Genomic DNA, 19,082 nt, shown 5'->3' with positions numbered 1-19,082 from the left:
CGGCGGCCGGTGCGCGGAGCGCCGGGCCGGGGCCGCGCTCAGCCGCGCCCGGCGCCGGTGATCCGGTCGAGGTCGAGGTTGCCCTCGGGCCCCGAGGTGCCGGGGGGCAGTTTCAGCGCGGTGCCGACGGCCGGGGGGAGCGGGCCGTAACCGAGGAGGCCGGTGACCAGGTCGGCGGTGAGCCGGTGCCAGACCGGGGCGCGGCGGAGCATCGCGTGGTCGCTGCCGCGGATCGTCACCGAGCAGGTGCGCGCCCCGGCGCGGCGGGCGCGGGTCGCCGTGGTCTGCGAGGCGAGCGGGCTCGTGGTGTGGTCGCGGTCGCTGTGCAGCAGGACCACCGAGCGGTCGGCGAGTTGGGTCACCGGGTCGCCGGGCGGGCACCAGGGGGCGAGGCCGACGACGCCGCGGACCAGCGGGTGTCCGGCGGCGCGGAGGGCGGCGCGGCCGCCCATGGAGTGGCCGACGAGGATCACCGGGACCTCGCCGTACTCCTCGGCCAGCGCGTCCAGGGCCCGGTCGGTGTCCCGCAGCGGATCCTCGCGGGTGCCGTTCCAGCCGCGGTGGGTGTAGCGGACGGCGGTCAGCTGGACCTGGCGGCCCCGGGTGGCGCGGGCGATGGACCGGGCGAAGGGGCGCATCCGCAGGCCGGGCAGGTTCCACGGCGGGGGAGCCTCCAGGCCCGCCTCCCGGCCGCCGTGGAGCAGCATCACCACGGCGCGGGCTCGGCCCCGGCCGCCGCCCTGGCGCGGGAGGCCGTCGTGGCCGGGTTGCACGGCGGCGCCTCCCTCCTGATCCGGGGCCGGGGGCTCCGGGTCGGCGGCCGTGCGGGGCGGCTCGGCGTCCTGGGCCCGCTCTGTCCTCATGTCGGTATCTCCCCCATGTGCCTGTGCCGGCGGCTTCCCGCGTCTGTCTGCGGGTCTGCGGCTGCGGCGGTGTTCGTGCGGTCCGGGTCGTAGGTTCGGCTGTCGGTGCTGTCGGTGCTGTCGGTGCTGTCGGTGCTGTCGGCGGTGGTGGGGTGGCGGGCCTCGGCGGTCGGCGGTCGTTCGGTTCGGGGTTCCCGGCGGGCGGGGCCGGGACGGTGGCGGGCGCCGTCCTTCCTCCCGCCCTCGGCCTCGCCCCTTGTTCGGGCCGGCGGGCGGTCCGGATTGGTTCCGCGTGTAGGGGCCAGGCCCCTCCGGCCGGGCGGGGAGGCCGGGCTTGGCCGGGCCTGTCGGGAGGGGCGGGCGGGGCCTCCTGCAGGGCCGGGCGTTCCGGGCACCGGGCGCGGTCGGTGGTCGTGGCCCGGTGTGCGGGCTGAGCCGACATCAGAGCACGCCCGCCCGCCGCGTTACCAGCCATGGCCTCAGGTTGCCCTTGCGGGGTGGAGGTAGGCTCCGCGCGGCCAGGTTCGGGCAGGGCCAGGGAGAGGCGCCAGGGTGTGCTCACAGGGGGCTTCCGTGCCGACTTCCGCCCCACCCGGCGGGCGACGAGGGGGCGGCGGCCCCGGCGGAGGCGGTAGGTCACGGCATTAAGGACGCGTAAAGATTGCCGGTGATCGGCAATGTCTTTTCCGCCAGGCCTATGGGAGCATTCAGGAGAGTCACGGCACCGGCTTCTCACCCTGTCACACGCATCAGGAATGCGGAGCGGCCCCGGAGCGGCAAGGCGGAAATCAGGTCCGCCCGTTCCAGCACGGGCGGACCCCTGCGAGCGGGCACGGTGGCGTGGGAGAGAAACGGCGACACGGGGAGGGATCAATCGTGACCCTGTTTCTTGGTCTGGGAATCGCGGGAATCGTCCTGCTGGTTCTTTCGCTGATCTTCGACGGCGTCCTGGAAGGATTCTTCGGGGACTTCCTCGACGGTCTGCTCTCCCTGCCCGCCATTGCCGGGTTCGTGTCGATGCTCGGCTTCGGCGGAGTGATCGTCCTGGGAACCACCGAACTCGGCGTGGTCGGCGCGACGGTCATCGGCGTCCTCGCCGGGCTCGTGACCGGCTGGGTCGTGCTCAAGCTGAGCAAGGCGCTGATGCGCGACCAGACCGACGCGACACCCCGCTCGGCCGATCTGGTGGGCACGGCCGGTTCCGTGGTCACCTCGATTCCGGCGGACGGGTACGGCGAGGTGCTGGTGTACCTCGGCGGCCAGCCGCTCAAGCTGTCCGCCAAATCCACCGCTCCCCTCACCAGGGGAACCGAGATCTGGGTCGAGTCATCTCTCTCCTCGACCTCTGTCTCCGTCCGCCCCGTCGAACGCTGACGGCGGCGGGACCGGGCCGGGAGAGCCACCGGCAGCCGACCGCTTTCCGAGCCGGCCGATGTTTCACGTGAAACATCCGGACGTTTCACGTGAAACGTCGCCATAGGGCCGCCGGGTGTGACCACTGGTGTTTTACGTGAAACATCGGCCGGCGCCGGAGGGCGGCAGCGCCGCCGGAACTCCACCCGACCGCACTGTCCGCACTATCCGCCGTCCCCCGGACGGCTTGGGGGAAGCCCAATGAGTCCAGTTGTCTCCGCCGTCGTAGGAGCCGTGGTGCTCCTCGTCCTGCTCGCTCTGGTGGTGATCACCCGGTACAAGGTCGCCGGGCCCAGCGAGGCGTTCATCATCACCGGCCGTCGGGGCAAGAAGTCCACCGACCCGAACACCGGCCGGGTCATCACCGACAACAGCGGGCAGAAGGTCGTCGTCGGCGGCGGTGTCTTCGTCATCCCGTTCGTGCAGCAGCGCTTCACGCTCGACCTCTCCAGCCGCCACATCCCGGTCTCCGTCCGGGGCGCGGTCACCCTGCGTGGCGTCAAGGCCAACCTCGAAGGCGTCGCCATCGTCAAGGTCGGCGGCAACGAGGACGCCATCCGCGCCGCCGCCCAGCGCTTCCTCCAGCAGCAGGGCGGCATCGTCGGCTTCACGCAGGAAGTGCTCTCCGGCGCCCTGCGCGCCATCGTCGGCCGGATGTCGGTCGAGGACATCATCCGCGACCGCGCCACCTTCGCCGGGCAGGTCGCCGAGGAGGCCGAGACCAGCCTCTCCGGCCAGGGCCTGATCCTGGACGCTTTCCAGATCCAGGACATCACCACCGAAGGCTCCTACCTGGAGGACCTCGGCCGCCCCGAGGCCGCCCGCGCCAAGCAGGAGGCCGACATCGCCGAGGCGATCGCCAAGCGCGCCTCGGAGCAGGCCCGACTGAAGGCCGCCGAGGAAATCGCCATCGCGGAGCGGACCTTCTACCTGAAGCAGGCCGAGATCAAGGTCGAGACGGAGGCGGCCGGCGCCAAGGCCAACGCCGCCGGTCCGCTGGCCGAGGCCGCTCGCCAGCAGGAAGTCCTGATGGAGCAGGAGAAGGTCGCCGAGCGCCAGGCCGCCCTGACCGACCGCGAGCTCGACACCAAGGTCCGTAAGCCTGCGGACGCCGCTCGTTACCAGGCCGAGCAGGAGGCGGAGGCCCGCCGCATCGCCCAGGTCAAGGAGGCCGAGGCGGACGCCCAGCGGGCCCGCCTGACCGGTGAGGGCGAGAAGGCGCACCGCGCCGCGCTCGCCGACGCCGTCCGCATCGAGGGTGAGGCCGACGCTGCCTCCATCGCGGCGAAGGGCTCCGCCGAGGCCGAGGCCATGCGGAAGAAGGCCGACGCGTTCTCCCAGTACGGCGACGCGGCCGTCCTCCAGATGCTGGTCGAGGTGCTGCCGCAGGTCGTCGCCAAGGCGTCCGAGCCGCTCAGCGCCGTCGACAAGATGACGGTGATCTCCACCGACGGTGCCTCCAAGCTCTCCCGCACTGTCGCGGACAACGTCGCCCAGGGCATGGAGCTGCTCCAGTCCACCACCGGGATGGACCTGACCAGCGTCCTCAAGGGCATCACCGCCAAGGAGGGCACCTCCGCCGGGCCCGCGCAGGCGCCCGCCCAGGACGCCTCGGCCGCCAAGGGCGCGGCCGCGGGTGAGGGCGAGCAGAAGATCGACATCCGCGACTGACCCTCGCCTCCGCGCACGGAAATGGCTCCGGCCGCCCTCGGGCGCCGGAGCCATTTCCGTGTCCGTCTTCTCCCGGTGTCATCCTGGGAGGGAACACCTACGAAGGAGCCCTCGTGCAACTGGAACTCGCCGAGTCGGATCTGAAGGCCGTGCTGAACCGTCTCAAGCGGGCCCAGGGCCAGATCGCGGGCGTCGCCCGCATGATCGAGGAGGGGCGCGACTGCGAGGACGTCGTCACGCAGCTGGCCGCGGCCTCCCGCGCGCTGGACCGCGCCGGGTTCGCCATCATCGCCACCGGCCTCCAGCAGTGTCTGACCGACGACCCCCAGGACGGGGAGAACCCCACCACCCCGGAGTCCCGCGAGGAGATGCGCGCCCGTTTGGAGAAGCTCTTCCTCTCCCTGGCCTGAGCCGGGGCGGCCCCGGCGGGCAGCGCCGGTCAGCTCCCGGGGACGATCACGGCCCGGCCGCGTACCTCGTTGGCGTGCAGCCGCTCGTACGCCTTCGGGGCCTCGTCCAGGCTGTACGTCTCGACGTGGACGGTGATGTCGCCGTCGCGCGCCAGGTCGTAGACCTCGATGAGTTCGCTGCGGCTGCCCCAGTACGGGGCGGTGACCACCGTCTCGTACGCCGTGGTGCCGAAACCGACCTCGACCGAGCCGCCGCCGATGCCGATGATCGTCACGTCGCTCTCGACCCCGGCGCACTGCTGGGCGATGGCGGTGGTCGGCGGAACGCCGGCGAAGTCGAAGACGGCGTCCGCGCCCTGCCCGCCGGTCAGTTCGCGGATGCGCTCGGCCGCCTCGGCGTCGGAGATCAGCGTCTCGTGTGCGCCGACCTCGCGGGCCAGCGCCAGCTTCTCCTCGGAGATGTCCAGCGCGATCACCCGGCTCCCGGTCATGGCCCGCAGCAACTGGATGCCCACATGGCCGAGGCCGCCCGCCCCCAGGACCACCGTGGTCGAGCCAGGCACCAGCTTCGGCATCGACCGCTTGATCGCGTGGTACGGGGTGAGTCCCGCGTCGGTCAGCGGCACGGTCCGTACCGGGTCGAGGTCGCCGAGCGGGATCAGGTGCCGGGGACTGTCGACGATCATGTACTCGGCCATGGCGCCGGGCGCGCCCAGCCCGGGCGGGAAGATGTTCAGCTCCGTGGCGCGCAGGCAGTAGTTCTCCTTGCCTTGCGCGCACTTCACGCAACTGCCGCACCCCCACGGGCCGTAGACGACCATGGCCTCCCCCAGCTCCACCGTGTCGACGCCCTCGCCGACCTCCGCCACGACCCCGGCGCCCTCGTGGCCCAAGGTCAGCGGCAGCGGGAAGGGCACCTGCTCGGCGGGCCAGCTCATCACCGCGATGTCGGAGTGGCAGACACCGGCGGCGGTGACCTTGAGCAGCACCTCTCCCGGGCCCGGGCGGGGCACGGGTACCTCCACCACCTCGGGGCTCGTGCCGACCTCGCGGTACTGGACCGCCTTCATCGTCTCGGGGAGCTTCTGGGGCTGGCTCATGTCTCTCCTTCGCGTCTGTGCGCTGTCCGGGCCTCCGGTGGGGGCCCGGCCGATGCGGTTCTCCCGGCGGGGCCGGGCGGCCGGGAGAGGCGCCGCTCGGGGGGCGGCGGGGGGCGTCAGGACGTCCGCCGGGAGCTCGCCGGCGCCGTGCCCGCTCGTCGGCGGTCGCTCCTCCCAGCGTCGCGCCTCCTCCCCGATCCCGCGATCCGGGGCGCGCGGTGCCGGTGGCCGGTCACGGAAACTCTTCCCGCTGCGGCTCCACCGGCAGCGGCTTGAGGGCCAGGACCGTCAGGTCGTCCGCCTCCCAGCGCGAACCGCTCACATGGCGCTCCACGGCGTCCCGGACGTAGCGGACCAGCCGGTCCGGCCGGGCGAGGCCGGGGTCCTCGACGACCGCGCGCGCGAGGTCCTCGTGGAGCGAGTAGAAGGCGCCGTGCCGGTCGCGGGCCTCGGTGACGCCGTCGGTGAAGAGCAGCAGCGTCTCCCCGGGCTCCAGCCCGCCGCGGACGATCCGGGGTCCGCCGTCCTCGGGCACGTCGCAGGCCAGCTCGCCCATGCCCAGCGGCACCCCGTCCGAGGAGGGCAGCGGACGCACCCCGTCCGGGCCGACCGCCAGCGGCGGTTCGTGGCCGAGCGTCACCAGGTCCAGCCCGGAGGTGCCGCTGCGCACGGTGCCCGGCTCGACCGGGTCGAAGGAGAGCACCACCGCTGTCGCGAACCGGTCGCCCTCGTCCTGCCCGAGGAAGCGGGAGTACACCTGCTGGCGCTTCATCCGGGTCTCCAGCCGCCGCGCCACGTCCCGCAGTCTTCCCTCGTGGTACCCGGCCTCGCGGAACGTGCCGAGCAGCACCGCCGCCGCGGCGACCGCGCCGAGCCCTTTCCCCTGCACGTCGCCGAGGACCCCCCGGGTGCCGTGCGGGCTCGGCTGGAGGTCGTAGAAGTCGCCGCCGACCCGCGCGACGTGGTCGGCGGTCACGTACAGCGCCGACCAGTCGAGGCCGCCCCAGTGGAAGGGAAGAGGCCGCAGCACGGTGTCGCGGACGACGTCGGCGGCGAGGCTGAGCCTGCGCGCCCGCCGCTCATTGGCCTGGCGGACGCCGCAGGCCGCCACCGACACCACGCTCGCCGCGACCAGCAGCAGGAGGCCCGGCAGTCCGGTCTCCGGCCCGGGGCTCAGGACCCCGTCGACCAGCAGGTAGGCGAGGAGGGACAGCACCGAGAAGACGACGGTCGCCCCCACCCCCGCGAGCGCGGCGGTCAGGGCGGGCACCATCACCACCCAGGCGATCATCCGGAAATCGGTGCCGGTCCACAGGTCGCCGAAGACGATCAGGACCAGCAGCAGCGCCGGCAGCGCCCAGACGGCGTGCCGGCCGCGCAGCCACGGCAAGGGGCGGTCGCCGGCGCGGCCGGGACGCGTCAGCGTCGTCGCGTCTCCCTGCACCCGCCGCATCGCCTGTCCTCCCGCCTGCTTGTCGCCACCACCGCCACCGCCGCCGGGCCGATCGCCGTCAGTACGCCACCGAGATCCGGGTGCGCGGGTGGCGGTGGTTCTCGGCCTCGTCGACCACGGCCACCGCGAAGTCCTCGGCGCTGATCCGCGAGGCGTGGCTGCCGCCCGCCCCCTCGGCCGTCAGCAGGGTGTCGCCGCCGATCCGGTAGTGGCCGGTCCGCTCGCCGGGGGCGATCTCCGGCGCCGGGGAGATGTACGTCCAGTCGAGCCCCGGGTCGTCGATGTCCCGGTAGAACCAGAGGACGTCCTGCTGGGCCAGGGCCTCCGGCCGGTACGCCTCGGGGAACCCCTCCTCCTCGACCAGCGGCCGGTCCGGCGCCACCTCCAGGGTGCCCGCGCCCCCGACCACCACCAGTCGCCCGGCGCCGGAGCCGGTCGCCGGGCCCGGCGTGGTGGCGGCGGCCGCGCTGACGCCCTCGGCCAGGGCGACGTTGACCGCGAGGAAGGCCTCGCCGGGGTCGGAGCCGTCGCGGGGCGGGGCGACGGCGGAGATGACGGCGTCGGCGCCCGCCGCCAGTTCGCGCACCCGTTCCGAGTCGGCCGCGTCGCCCGCCGTGACCACCGCGCCGGGCACGGGGGCGCCACCGCTCCGGCTCACCGCCAGCACTTGGTGGCCGCGGTGGACCGCCTCGGCGGCGATCCGGCTGCCGACCATGCCGGTCGCCCCGAACACCACCCACTTCATCGCGACCTCACCCTCACGCGCCTCCACCCGGAGCTCAAGAACCTCGCGATCGTCATCTGGCCGCCTTCCACTCCGTCGTTCCGGCTGTCACGGCTCGGCGCACGGGGTCGGCCGCCCGAGCCGTCTCGTGCCCAACCGCCCGGCTCCCGCCCATGTTTCACGTGAAACATCCGCGCGCCGCGGTCCGGCCGACTCTCTCTCCGTCTCACCGCACTGCCGGGCCACAAGGCCACGTCTCCACGGCCTGCCCGCACTCCGGTGCGGGCGTCACGCCCGTCTCCTGCGAGCGGGTCGCGGTGCCGCGTACCGGCCGCTTCGAACCGCCCGTGGGCAGCACCGCCGCCGCCCACCGATTCCGCCAGCGAACCACGCCACCCCCACCCCCGCACCTCGTACGCCCCGCGCGCGCACCCCTCGTACGAACCGCCCTCGGGGCTGCCTTCACCGCACGCCCCTCTCCCCGAGTTGCCGCTGTCCGTCCGCCGGTGTGACCTGGAAGGAGGCCGTACACCGGTCGCCCGGAGCCGCGCCTCGGCTGCACGTCCGCCCGGGCCGCCGGGGCAGCGCGTACCGCGCGGTCCGCGGCTCACCGGCTGAGAGGAGCCCGTCATGTCGCACGCCGCCCCGGTCAGGGGAACCGCCGGACGCTCCCGCGCCCCCGCCCGCCACACCCCGACGAGCAGGGCGGCGATCGGCTGGCCGCTCGTCCTCGCCGTGCTCTACGGCTGCTGGGGCGCCACCATGCAGCGTGACGCGGGCCCGATCACCTGGCGCAACGTCCTCTTCGGTATCGGCTCAGGACTGGTCGTCGGGGTCGTCGCCTACGTCCTGCACCAGGTGATGACCCCGGCCATCCCCCGCGAGGTGCGGGCGGCGATCTGGGGCGGCTTCGGCGGGGCGATCTTCGGCTTCCTGCACAGCCTCAGCGACGCCAGCGTCCTGCGGTGCGTGGGACTGGGCCTCGCGCTGGGGCTGGTCGTCTTCGTCTCGGTCTTCTACCGGTACTACACCAAGGAGTAGCGCCACCCGTGGGGAGCACGCCGGTGACCCGATGAGCCCCCCACGGGTGGCGTCGGCCGCGCGGCACCGCTTCGCTGGACCCCGTGAGCACCGCCGACGCAGAGCGTCCCGCCCGAGCCCCGTCCCGCGCACGCCGCGCCGGGCGGGGTTTCTCGGCGGCCGCCTCCGGGGTGCTGCTGGTCGTCACGGCACTGCTGGTGCCGCTCGCCATCCTCTCCGGGTGGGCGCGGCTCGACATCGGCGACGTGGACGAGTACGTGGGGACGATGGCGCCGCTCGCCTCCGACGAGCACGTCCAGGACGACATCGCGGCGGCCGTCACCGACCGGGTGATGCGGGAGCTGGACACCGGCCCGCTCCAGGACACGGTCGCCGAGTTCGTACAGAGCGCCATCCGCTCGTTCACCACCACGGAGACCTTCCGCACCGGCTGGAACGCCGCCAACCGCGAGGCGCACGCGGCGGTCCAGCGCGCCCTGCGCGAGGGGGACGGGAACGGCGCGGTCACCCTCAACCTGGCCCCCATCACCCAGCAGGTGAAAGACCAGCTGGAGGCGGACGGGGTGCCGTTCGCCGACCGGGTGCCGGTGGAGGACGTCGAGGTGACGATCCTGGAGGCGCACCGCTTCCCGGCGGCCCGGCAGAGTTTCCGCCTGCTCCAGGAGGCCGGGCTCTGGCTGTCGGCGGCCGCCGTGGTGACCGCCGCGGTCGGCCTCTTCCTGGCCCGGCGCCGGGCCAGGGCCGCCGTCCTGACCTGCCTGGGCGGGGCACTGACCTGCGGCGCGCTGCTGACCGGCATCATGATCGGGCGGCGTGCGACCCTGGACGAGCTCCCCCCGGACGTCTCGGAGGGGTCGGCCGCCGCCGTCTTCGACGCCCTGACGAGCGCGCCGAGGACCCTGGCGTGGGCGGTCCTCGGCGGCCTGCTCGTCCTGGCGCTGGTCGTCGCGGTCCTCGCCGGGCTCAGGCGCGGCCGCCCTGCCCGGCGCTGACCCGGCGACGCACCCGGCTCACACGCCGATGTCGCCCCCGTCGGCGCGCCACACCGCGACCACCGACGGGCGGACGATGCGCCCGGGGCCGTCGGGCCACTGCGAGGCGGGCTTCTCCACGGAGGCGCCGTCGACCTCGCCGGGGTGCTGCACCGCGACCAGGACCCGCCGGTCCTGGATGACCGGGCCGCAGGTCTCGGCGCCGTTCGGCACGGTGAGGAACTGCTTCAGCTCCCCCTTGCGCGGGCCGCTGGTGGCGACGCCGAAGAGGCCGTCGTGGGAGCCGAGGGCGTTGCCGTCGGTGGAGATCCAGAGGTTGCCGTGCGGGTCGAAGGCGACGTTGTCCGGGCAGGAGATCGGGCTGACCTTCTCCTTCGGGAACCCGGCGAAGTACGTGGCCGGGTCCTCGGGGTCGCCCGCGACGAGGAAGAGCGACCAGGCGAACCGGGTGCTCGTCGGGTCCTCCCGGTACTCGGTCAGCTCCAGCACCTGGCCGTGCTTGTTGGCGTTGCGCGGGTTGGCCTCGTCGGCCGGGGCCATGCCCTCCTTGCCGCGGTCGCTGTTGTTGGTGAGCGCGATGTAGACCTTGCCGGTGCGCGGGGAGGGCTCGACGTCCTCGGGGCGGTCCATCTTGGTGGCGCCGACCTTGTCACCGGCGAGGCGGGTGAAGACGAAGACCTCGGCGGCGCTCATCCCGGGCACGTGCGAGACGTTCCCGCGCGGGCCCGCCGTGGCCAGTGGGATCCACTGGCCGCTGCCGTCGAACTCGCCGTCGGCGGGGAGCTTTCCGGTGCCGTCGATCTGGTCGGCGGGAGAGTCTCCGGTGAGCTTGGCGACGTAGAGGGTGCCCTCGTCCAGCAGCGTCAGGTTGTGCTCGCGGGTGGCGCGCGAGTCACCCTTCCGCATCCGCTTGGAGGAGACGAACTTGTAGAAGTAGTCGAACTTCTCGTCGTCGCCCATGTAGACGACGGGCCGCCCGTCGCGGGTCAGCCGGGGCTGCGCCGCCTCGTGCTTGAACCGGCCGAGCGCCGTCCGCTTGCGCGGCGTCGACTCCGGGTCGTATGGGTCGAGTTCGACCACCCAGCCGTGGCGGTTGGCCTCGTTGGGCTCCTTCGAGAGGTCGAAGCGCCGGTCGAACCGCTCCCACTTGCGCTCGGAGGCGCCGCCGGAGATGCCGTACCGCTTGAGGCGGGCCGCCGTCTCGGGGTCGGTGACCTTCTCGGCGTGGGCGAAGTACTGGTTGAAGTTCTCCTCGCCGTGCAGTGTGGTGCCCCACGGGGTGGTGCCGCCCGCGCAGTTGTTGAGCGTGCCGAGGACGGTGGTGCCGCGCCGGTCGGCGCTGGTGCGCAGCAGCGGGTGGCCGGCGGCGGGGCCGGTGACCTCGAAGCGGCTGGTGGTGGTGAGGCGGCGGTTGAGGCGGTGGCGGCGGACCGGGGCGAGCCGGCCGGAGCGGCGTTCCTCCTCCACGACGACCACCGAGAGGCCGTGCGCGGCCCAGGCGATCTCGACCTGCTCGCGAGTGGGGTTCTCCGGGTCGTACCCGGCGAACATCAGGACCTCGTCGGTGTACTCGTGGTTGGCGACCAGCACCTGGCGGCGGGCCCCGCCGTGCTCGCGGCCGCGCTCGTCCAGCGGGAGCAGCGAGAGGAAGTCGTTGTTGTAGCCGAACTGCCCCGCCTGAGCCCTGGCGGTGTGGCGTTTCTCGTCGAACTCCGGCGCGCCGCGCAGGATCGGGTCGCCCCACCGGATGACGACGTCCTGCGCGTACCCCTTGGGGATGCTGACCTGGTCCAGCTTGTTGGGGGCGACCGGGGTGAACCGCAGGCCGCGCGCCCCCTGTCCGCTCCCCGAGCCGGGGTGGTGGCCCCCCTGGCCCGGGCGCCCGCCGTGCGCTACGGCCTGGTCGGCGCCGGGGCCGACGACGGCGGCGCCCGCCGCACCCGCGACGGTGACGACGGCGGCCGCCCGCAGGGCCGACCTTCTGGAGACGACACCGGCGATGACGTCGCCGACGTACTCGTTGCCGCTGGTGTTGGGCGTCTCGTGGAAGCAGGCGTCTCCGCAGCGGAAACGGCAGGTCAGTGCCGAACGCCCGCCAGGGTGCGATCCGATCAGCGGAAGCAGCTTGCGCATGGTCTCCTCCGTCCGGGCCCCGGCACCGGCGCCCGTCTGCGCCGGCCCACCGTGAAAGCCCCGGTCGGGCGCGACGCTAGGAGGGCAGACGGGCAACGCGGCGGCCGAGAGTTGAACGGAGCATGAACCCCCGGCGCACGCCCCCCCGGTTGCCCTGTGGTGGAGTACGCCGGGGCGCCGCCCGGCGCACTGCGGACGACCCTCCCCAAGATCACCTGTGCGGGCGGCTAACCTTACGTGTCCGCCCTGGCCAGAACCGGGGGCCCGGGCGCGCCCCGGGACTTCACAGCGACGGGGACCAACTCACGCGAAGGGTTGCGCAGGTGACTCCGGTGATTTCGCCGCCGCGTGCACGCGCGGGCTTCCACCGCCGGGGGGCCGGTGGTGCCGTCCCGACCTGTCCGACCTGCCCGGCCTCCTCGAACTGCGGCGTCCTGGAGGCCCCCACCGTTCTCATCGGTCACACTTCCTGAACCTGATGTCCCCCCGCCCCCTCGCCCCCCTCCCAGGCTCCGTGTCCCGCCGGACGCGGGACCGCGACGCACGTGCAAGATCGGCTGCCGCGCCCTTCGTGGCGCAGGGCTGGATTCGATCCCCCCACCGGCTGGAGCCGGTGGCCCCCTCGAAAGGAACCTGATGGGCATTCTCAGTCTCCTGCGGAACGCGCTCGGCCGGTCACGTAAGAACCGGGACGCATCCGAGGACGGTTCCGGCACCGGGACCGAGAACACCACGGCGGTCCCCCCGGCCCGTACCGAGGACGCGTCCCCCGCCGCCCCCGACACCGCCGGCACCCCGGCCGTCCCGGAGGCCCGCACCGAGCAGGCCGCGCCCGCCGGCGAGCCGGGCACCACCCCCGACCTGGTGGCCGCCGCCTTCGACCGCGACCCGGTCACCGTGCCGAGCCCCCAGCGCTCGCCCGAGGACGCCCCGGACTCCGAGGTGAAGGCGGAGCCTGCCACTCCGGCCGAGGAGGCCCCTGCGGCGCCCGAGGCCGAGCCGAAGGCCCCCGCCCCGGCCGAGGAGGCGCCCGCCGCCGAGACCTCGGCCGCCGAGACGAAGGCCGGCCCCGCGCCGGAGAAGGCGGCCGGCGCGGACGCGGACGACGACGCGAAGTCCACCAGTACGACCGCCGCGGCCGACCCCGCAGAGGCGGCGCCCGCGACGGCCGACGAGGCCGCTCCGGACGAGCCGGTCGTCGTCGCAGTCCCGGCCGATCCGGAACTCCCCGAGGCCCTGATCACGGAGCCCTCGATCTTCGACCCGAAGCCGGCGGCGGCGGAGCCCGCAGCCGAGCCGAAGGCGGAGCCCGTGGCTGAGCCGGAGCCGGTCGCCGAGGCCGAGCCCGAGCCCGTGGCCAAGCCGGAACCCGACCCCGAGCCGGTGGCCGAGGCGACCCCGGAGCCGGAAGCCAAGCCCGCCCCGGGACCCGTAGCCGCCCCCACCGAGACGGCCAAGCCGGCCAGGACTGCCAAGCCGGCCAGGACGGCCAAGCCGGCCAGGACGGCCGAGTCCGCCCCCACCGAGCCGGCCAAGCCGGCCAAGTCCGCCCCGGCCAAGACGGCCAAGACGGCCAAGACGGCCAAGACGGCCAAGACGACCAAGACGGCCAAGACTGCCAAGGCGGCCGAGCCGGCCAAGCCCGCCAAGGCGGCCAAGTCGCAGGCGAGCGAGGTGAGCAAGGCGGGCCAGGCGTCCCCCCTGCCCCTCCAGGACGCCGCCCAGGCGCTCGCGGACGCCGGGCTGACCGGGGCGAAGGCCAAGGTCTACCTGGTCCTCGACCGTTCCGGTTCGATGCGCGGCTACTACAAGGACGGCAGCGCCCAGTGCCTCGGTGAGCAGGTGCTGGCGCTGGCCACGCACCTCGACCCGGCCGACGCCCCCGCCGTCCAGGTGGTCTTCTTCTCGACCGACATCGACGGCAAGGGCGAGCTGACCCCGGACGCGTACGAGGGCCGGATCGACGAGCTGCACGCGGAGTGCGGCCGGATGGGCCGGACCAGCTACCACCGGGCGATCGAGGAGGTCACGGCGCTCCACGAGAGCTCCGGGGCGACCGAGCCCGCGCTGGTGATCTTCCAGACGGACGGCCCCCCGGACGCGAAGACCGCCGCGACGCAGGCGCTGAAGGCCGTCTCGGGTGCTCCGCTGTTCTGGCAGTTCGTGGGCTTCGGCGAGAGCGAGCACAAGAACTTCGAGTACCTGCGGAAGCTGGACACCCCGCACACCGGGTACTTCCCGGCCGGTCCCGCCCCGCGCGAGCTGACCGACGCCGAGCTGTACGCCGGGCTCCTCACCGCCTTCCCGGCGTGGCTGGCGGCCCGCGCCTGACCCCGCCCGACCCGTGCGGCCCCTGGTCCGAGGACCGGGGGCCGCCCGCGTTCCACGCCCTGAAACGCGGTGAAGCGACCTTCGGCGGGCCGTTAGGATTTCGACCATGGCGGCCAATGGAAACGAGAAGCAGGGGGCGAAGGCGTTCTACGTCACGACCCCGATTTACTACGTCAACGACGCTCCTCACCTGGGCCACGCCTACACGACCGTCGCAGGCGACGTGCTCACGCGCTGGCACCGTCAGCGCGGCGAGAAGGTGTGGTACCTCACCGGCACGGACGAGCACGGTCAGAAGATCATGCGCACCGCCGACGCGAACGGCGTCAGCCCGCTGGAGTGGTGCGACAAGCTCGTCACCCAGGCGTGGAAGCCCCTGTGGGAGCACCTGGAGATCGCCAACGACGACTTCATCCGCACCACGGAGAAGCGCCACACCGACCGCGTCCAGGAGTTCGTCCAGGACCTGTGGGACAAGGACGAGATCTACAAGGGCGGTTACGAGGGCCCGTACTGCGTCGGCTGCGAGGAGTACAAGCTCCCCGGTGAGCTGCTCGACGGCGAGGGCGACTTCGCGGGCGAGAAGCTCTGCCCGGTCCACAAGAAGCCGGTGGAGATCCTCAAGGAGGAGAACTACTTCTTCAAGCTGAGCGAGTACGCCCAGCGCCTCCTCGACTTCTACGAGGCCAACCCGGGCTTCATCCAGCCCGAGTCCGCGCGGAACGAGGTCGTCAACTTCGTCCGCCAGGGCCTCACCGACCTGTCGATCTCCCGCTCCACCTTCGACTGGGGCGTCAAGGTGCCCTGGGACGACAAGCACGTCATCTACGTGTGGATCGACGCCCTGCTGAACTACGCCACGGCCGCCGGTTACGGCTCCGACCAGGCGCGGTTCGACGCCACCTTCCCCGCCGACGTGCACCTGGTCGGCAAGGACATCCTCCGCTTCCACGCGGTGATCTGGCCCGCCATGCTGATGGCGCAGGGCCTCCCGCTCCCCGGCCGGGTCGTGGCCAACGGCTGGCTGCTGGTCGGCGGCGAGAAGATGTCCAAGTCGAACCTGACCGGCATCAAGCCGCAGGACCTCACCTCGCACTTCGGCGTCGACGCGTACCGCTGGTACTTCCTGCGCGCGATCTCCTTCGGCCAGGACGGCTCGTTCTCCTGGGAGGACTTCTCCGCCCGCTACACCAGCGAGCTGGCCAACGACTACGGCAACCTCGCCTCCCGCGTCGCCGCGATGGTCGGCAAGTACTTCGGCGGCGAGCTGCCCGCCGCGACCGCCGCCGGGGACGCCGAGCAGGCGGTCCAGGAGGGCCTGGCCAAGGCCGTCGCCGCCGCCGACCGCGCGATCGGGGAGGAGCTGGACTTCCAGTCCGGCATCCTCGCCATCTTCGACTTCGTCAAGCAGGTCAACGGCTACATCACCGAGCAGGAGCCCTGGAAGGTCGCCAAGGACGACAGCGAGGAGGGCCGCGCCCGCCTCGCCACCATCCTGTACACGGCCGCCGAGTCCCTGCGCGCCATGGCCGTCCTGCTCAACCCGGTGATGCCCGACACCTCCCAGAAGCTCTGGGACTCCCTCGGCGCCGAGCCGCACCTCGGCGCGCTCGCCGGGCAGCGCGTCGACGAGGCGGCCGACTGGGGCCGCCTGCCCGCCGGGGCGACCGTCACCAAGGGCGCGGTGCTCTTCCCCCGCCTGGAGGAGAAGCCGACGGCCTGACCAGCCGTCCCCGCCCTGCGAAGCGGCCGGTCCCCTCACCGGGGGGCCGGCCGCTTCGGCGTCTCCCGCCGTGCTCGCCGCGCTTGACATAGGTATGACACCATACTTATTCTCCTCCCCGTGGACACGACAGCGCGCACGCCGGACGGGACGACGCCGGCCGAGGGCCCCGCCGACCAGCTCGCGCGGCAGCTCACCCGCGTCCTCCCCGCCCTCCACCGCGCCCTGGACCGCCGCGTGGACGCCGACTTCCCGCACCCCAAGCCCCCCGAGGGCCAGATCGCCCTGATGCGGCTGATCCGCGACTGGGAGGGCATCACCGTCCGGGAGGCGGCCGAGGTGCTGCTGGTCAAGCCCAACAACCTCAGCGCGACGGTGACCCAGATGGCCGCCGCGGGGCTGGTCGAGCGCCGCCGGGACCCCGACGACAGGCGCGTCACCCACCTCCACCTCCCCCCGACCGCCGCCGAACGCACCCAGGCCGTCGACGAGTTGATCGGTGGGTACGTCGAGCAGGCCCTGGCCGGCCTCAGCGACGGCGAGCGGGGCGCACTCGGCGCCGCCGTCGGCGCCCTGCACGCACTGGAGCGCGGACTCCACCCGTCCGCCTCCTGACCCCGCGCCACCGGCCCGTACGGCCTCCGTCCCCCTGCGAGGAACACCCATGTCCACCCGGACCCCCGAAGCCCCGCCCGAACCGGCACCCGCACCCCCGACGCCCACCCGGCGCGGCAACCCGTGGCTGACCCTCATAGCCGTCGCCTTCGGGCTCTTCATGGTGGCCCTGGACGGCTCGGTCGTCTCCATGGCCAACCCGGAGATCGGCCGTGACCTGAACGCCGGCACCGCCGACCTCCAGTGGGTCACCAACTCCTACCTGCTGGCGCTCGCCGCCGCCCTCATCCTCGGCGGCAAGCTCGGCGACCGCTTCGGCCGCCGCACGTACTACCTGATCGGCGTCGCCGGCTTCACCCTCGCCTCGGTCGCCATCGGCCTGGCCGGGTCGATCGAGGGCGTCATCGCCTTCCGCGCCGTCCAGGGCTTCTTCGGCGCGCTGCTGATGCCGAACACGCTCGGGCTGCTGCGCGCGGTCTTCCCGCCGAAGAAGTTCGGCATGGCGGTGGGCATCTGGGCGATGGTCTCCTCGGTGTCGACCGCGCTGGGCCCGATCGTCGGCGGCCTGCTGGTCGAGCACGTCAACTGGGAGTCGGTCTTCTTCATCAACGCCCCCGTCGGCGTCCTCGCCCTCGCCTTCAGCGCCTGGGTGCTGCCGCAGGCCAAGGGCGAGGAGGGGCGCGGGACGCGGTTCGACATCCCCGGAGTGGTGCTGCTCGCCCTCGGGCTGCTGCTCGTCGTCTTCGCCGTCGTCAAGGGCGAGACCTGGGGCTGGGCTTCCCCGGCCACCGTGCTGACCCTGCTCGCCGGCCTCGCGGTCCTGGTCGCCTTCGGCCTCTACGAGAACCGGGTCGAGCACCCGCTGCTGCCGATGCGCCTCTTCCGCAACCCCGCGCTGACCGTCGGCACCGTCATCACCGCCGTCAACTTCTTCGTCCTGCTCGGCGTGATCTTCTTCGTCATGCTGTACCTGCAGAACGTGCGCGGCTACAGCCCCGTCGAGTCCGGCGTACGCACCCTCCCGCTCAGCCTCGCCTCGGTCGTCGCGGCCCCGCTCGGCGCCGCCCTCACCGGCCGCTTCGGCGCCCGCCTGACGATGCCCCTCGGCATGCTGCTCCAGGCCGGCGCCTCCCTCGGCATCCTCGGCTGGGGCCTGGACACCGCCTACGCCGTGCTCTGGCCGCCCTTCGTGGCGCTCGGCCTCGGCATCGGCATGGTCATGGCCGCCTCCTCGGACGCCATCGTCGGCAACGCGCCCGTGCGGGACGCGGGAGTCGCGGGGGGCCTCCAGTCCACCGCCCTCCAGGTCGGCGGGGCGCTGGGCACCTCCGTCCTGATCTCCCTGATCAGCAGCAGGGTCTCCGCGACCTTCCCAAGCGAACTGGCCTCCGCCGGAGTCCCGGCCCCGGTCGCCGCCTCCCTCACCGAGGCCAAGGACGCCGTCGCCATGGGTGTCGCCCCGGTCGGCCCCCACCTCCCCGAATCCCTCCACGGCCCCGTCACGGAGGCCGTCGGCCAGGCATTCCTGAACGGCGTCCACGCGGCGGTCTGGGTCACGGCTTGCCTGTGCGTGGCGGGGGCGGGGGCTTCGGCTTGGGTGCTGCGGCGCCGCACGCCCGCCTCTGCGAACTAGGCGCAGGGCTCAGGCCCTCGCCCGGTACTCGTCCCAGACCCTTGCTGCCGCTTCCAGTCTGGTCGTCCACGGATCGGGGTCGCTCGTGCTGATCTCGGTCCACAGACGATGGCTGGCGGCGGCGAAGGCGGTGATTCCTGGAGCGGGGGCCGCGGCCCAGGCGAGAGTCCGGGCCGCCCAGCTTTCCGCCGAGTCGGGGGTGTGGCCGGAGGCGATGAGCCAGATGACCCAGTAGGCGGCGTCGAGCCAGGCGGCCCCGCGCGTGACCCAGGCCCAGTCCACGAGACGGGCTTCCTCGGCGACGAGGACGTTGGTGTTGTTCAGATCAGTGTGCAGAAGATGGTCGCCGGAGAAGAAGGCCAGGTCGGCCGGGTCCCCGGCGTACTCCTTCAGGCGTTGCTCCGCCTGGCGGAGCGGAATGTCGGGGCGGGGCGTTCCGCCGAGCCGGTTCAGCAGGGCGACGACCTTCGGCAGGTCCGGGGAGCCGGGCGCGTAGTCGGCGTGGTGGTGGTCGGTCAGAGCTTGGAAGCCGAGGAGGTCCCAGCCGTGGCTCACGACATGCCAGCGCAGTGCGGGAGCCAGCCCGGTGAGGAAGGGGGCGACCGCTGCCTCGCGGTCCTGGGTCCAGACGCGGGGGTGGTCGGTGCGCAGGCCCTTGACGTGCCAGGTGCCGGAGGCCGAAGTGAGGCGTACGGCGATTTCGCTGTTGAATCCCTCGCCCACTTCGTCGGCGTGGAGCAGCGGTCCGGTGTGCTCCTCGACAGCAGCCCGTACGGCGGACGGAAGTTGGTCGACAGAGAAACGGGCAGTGGGCATGCGGCGCCTTTCCTCGGTTTGCCGGTGCGTCGGCCGGGGGGGGGCGGGCCCCAGGGGGGGGGGCCCCCCCCGCAGGCCCGGCCGATCCCCGACCGCGGGGGGGGGGGGGGGGTGGCGCCCCCGGGGGCGCCCCCCGGCGGCCGGGCCCGCGGGGGGCGGGGTAA

15 protein-coding genes are annotated in these 19,082 nt (G+C 73.3%); 9 read left to right on the top strand and 6 right to left on the bottom strand.

Translation table 11 applies throughout. The annotated features are described in order from the left end of the window. Positions 1-38: 38 nt before the first annotated feature. Positions 39-863 (bottom strand): alpha/beta hydrolase, encoded by an 825-nt coding sequence (locus ACFWMZ_RS24385; RefSeq protein ID WP_383204068.1) that lies wholly within the window; start codon positions 861-863, stop codon positions 39-41. A gap of 876 nt (positions 864-1,739) precedes the next feature. On the opposite strand from ACFWMZ_RS24385, the gene ACFWMZ_RS24380 reads away from it, so the two are divergent. The 3 genes from ACFWMZ_RS24380 (at position 1,740) to ACFWMZ_RS24370 (ending at position 4,357) form a co-directional block, all read left to right on the top strand. Further along, positions 1,740-2,237, top strand: coding sequence for a hypothetical protein (locus ACFWMZ_RS24380; protein ID WP_383172192.1), 498 nt, complete (start codon positions 1,740-1,742; stop codon positions 2,235-2,237). 240 nt (positions 2,238-2,477) lie between these two features. Beyond that, a complete protein-coding gene (locus tag ACFWMZ_RS24375) occupies positions 2,478-3,947 on the top strand; it encodes a flotillin family protein (protein WP_383172191.1) in 1,470 nt (489 codons plus the stop codon). A 113-nt stretch (positions 3,948-4,060) separates the two neighbouring features. Continuing rightward, complete coding sequence (locus ACFWMZ_RS24370; protein ID WP_383172189.1) at positions 4,061-4,357, top strand: metal-sensitive transcriptional regulator; 297 nt, start codon at positions 4,061-4,063, stop codon at positions 4,355-4,357. Positions 4,358-4,386: 29 nt separating this feature from the next. Here ACFWMZ_RS24370 and ACFWMZ_RS24365 read toward each other — a convergent pair whose 3' ends face one another. The 3 genes from ACFWMZ_RS24365 to ACFWMZ_RS24355 form a co-directional block, all read right to left on the bottom strand. Then, a complete protein-coding gene (locus ACFWMZ_RS24365; protein WP_383204103.1) occupies positions 4,387-5,427 on the bottom strand; it encodes an NAD(P)-dependent alcohol dehydrogenase in 1,041 nt (346 codons plus the stop codon). A gap of 262 nt (positions 5,428-5,689) precedes the next feature. Then, positions 5,690-6,910, bottom strand: coding sequence for a PP2C family protein-serine/threonine phosphatase (locus ACFWMZ_RS24360; protein WP_383204065.1), 1,221 nt, complete (start codon positions 6,908-6,910; stop codon positions 5,690-5,692). A 58-nt stretch (positions 6,911-6,968) separates the two neighbouring features. After that, positions 6,969-7,655: an NAD(P)-dependent oxidoreductase gene (locus ACFWMZ_RS24355; protein ID WP_383172185.1), complete on the bottom strand. Its 687-nt coding sequence runs from the start codon at positions 7,653-7,655 to the stop codon at positions 6,969-6,971. A gap of 609 nt (positions 7,656-8,264) precedes the next feature. On the opposite strand from ACFWMZ_RS24355, the gene ACFWMZ_RS24350 reads away from it, so the two are divergent. Further along, on the top strand, positions 8,265-8,675 hold the full coding sequence (locus ACFWMZ_RS24350; RefSeq protein WP_383172183.1) for a hypothetical protein: 411 nt from the start codon (positions 8,265-8,267) through the stop codon (positions 8,673-8,675). Between the two features lie 83 nt (positions 8,676-8,758). After that, positions 8,759-9,667 (top strand): hypothetical protein, encoded by a 909-nt coding sequence (locus tag ACFWMZ_RS24345; protein WP_383172181.1) that lies wholly within the window; start codon positions 8,759-8,761, stop codon positions 9,665-9,667. An 18-nt stretch (positions 9,668-9,685) separates the two neighbouring features. Here ACFWMZ_RS24345 and ACFWMZ_RS24340 read toward each other — a convergent pair whose 3' ends face one another. Further along, entirely contained in the window at positions 9,686-11,800 is a 2,115-nt protein-coding gene (locus tag ACFWMZ_RS24340; protein WP_383204062.1) for a PhoX family protein, read from the bottom strand. Between the two features lie 636 nt (positions 11,801-12,436). On the opposite strand from ACFWMZ_RS24340, the gene ACFWMZ_RS24335 reads away from it, so the two are divergent. The 4 genes from ACFWMZ_RS24335 (at position 12,437) to ACFWMZ_RS24320 (ending at position 18,102) form a co-directional block, all read left to right on the top strand. Continuing rightward, on the top strand, positions 12,437-14,131 hold the full coding sequence (locus ACFWMZ_RS24335; protein WP_383204059.1) for a VWA domain-containing protein: 1,695 nt from the start codon (positions 12,437-12,439) through the stop codon (positions 14,129-14,131). 106 nt (positions 14,132-14,237) lie between these two features. Continuing rightward, positions 14,238-15,854, top strand: a complete 1,617-nt coding sequence (metG, locus tag ACFWMZ_RS24330; protein ID WP_383204057.1) for a methionine--tRNA ligase — start codon at positions 14,238-14,240, stop codon at positions 15,852-15,854. A 120-nt stretch (positions 15,855-15,974) separates the two neighbouring features. Continuing rightward, the gene (locus ACFWMZ_RS24325; protein ID WP_383172173.1) at positions 15,975-16,469 is read left to right on the top strand and encodes a MarR family winged helix-turn-helix transcriptional regulator; all 495 of its coding nucleotides are present in this window, start codon (positions 15,975-15,977) and stop codon (positions 16,467-16,469) included. 49 nt (positions 16,470-16,518) lie between these two features. Further along, positions 16,519-18,102 carry an MFS transporter gene (locus tag ACFWMZ_RS24320; protein WP_383172171.1) on the top strand — a complete coding sequence of 528 codons (1,584 nt, stop codon included), beginning with the start codon at positions 16,519-16,521 and terminating at the stop codon, positions 18,100-18,102. A 9-nt stretch (positions 18,103-18,111) separates the two neighbouring features. On the opposite strand, the gene ACFWMZ_RS24315 is transcribed toward ACFWMZ_RS24320, so the two are convergent. Then, a complete protein-coding gene (locus ACFWMZ_RS24315; protein WP_383204054.1) occupies positions 18,112-18,918 on the bottom strand; it encodes an aminoglycoside phosphotransferase in 807 nt (268 codons plus the stop codon). Positions 18,919-19,082: the final 164 nt, after the last annotated feature.

Source organism: Streptomyces sp. NPDC058373 (assembly GCF_042723275.1).
Classification (GTDB): Bacteria; Actinomycetota; Actinomycetes; order Streptomycetales; family Streptomycetaceae; genus Streptomyces.
The sequence above is the reverse complement of the archived record's forward strand: the minus strand, read 5'-3'. Positions and strand labels throughout refer to the sequence as shown.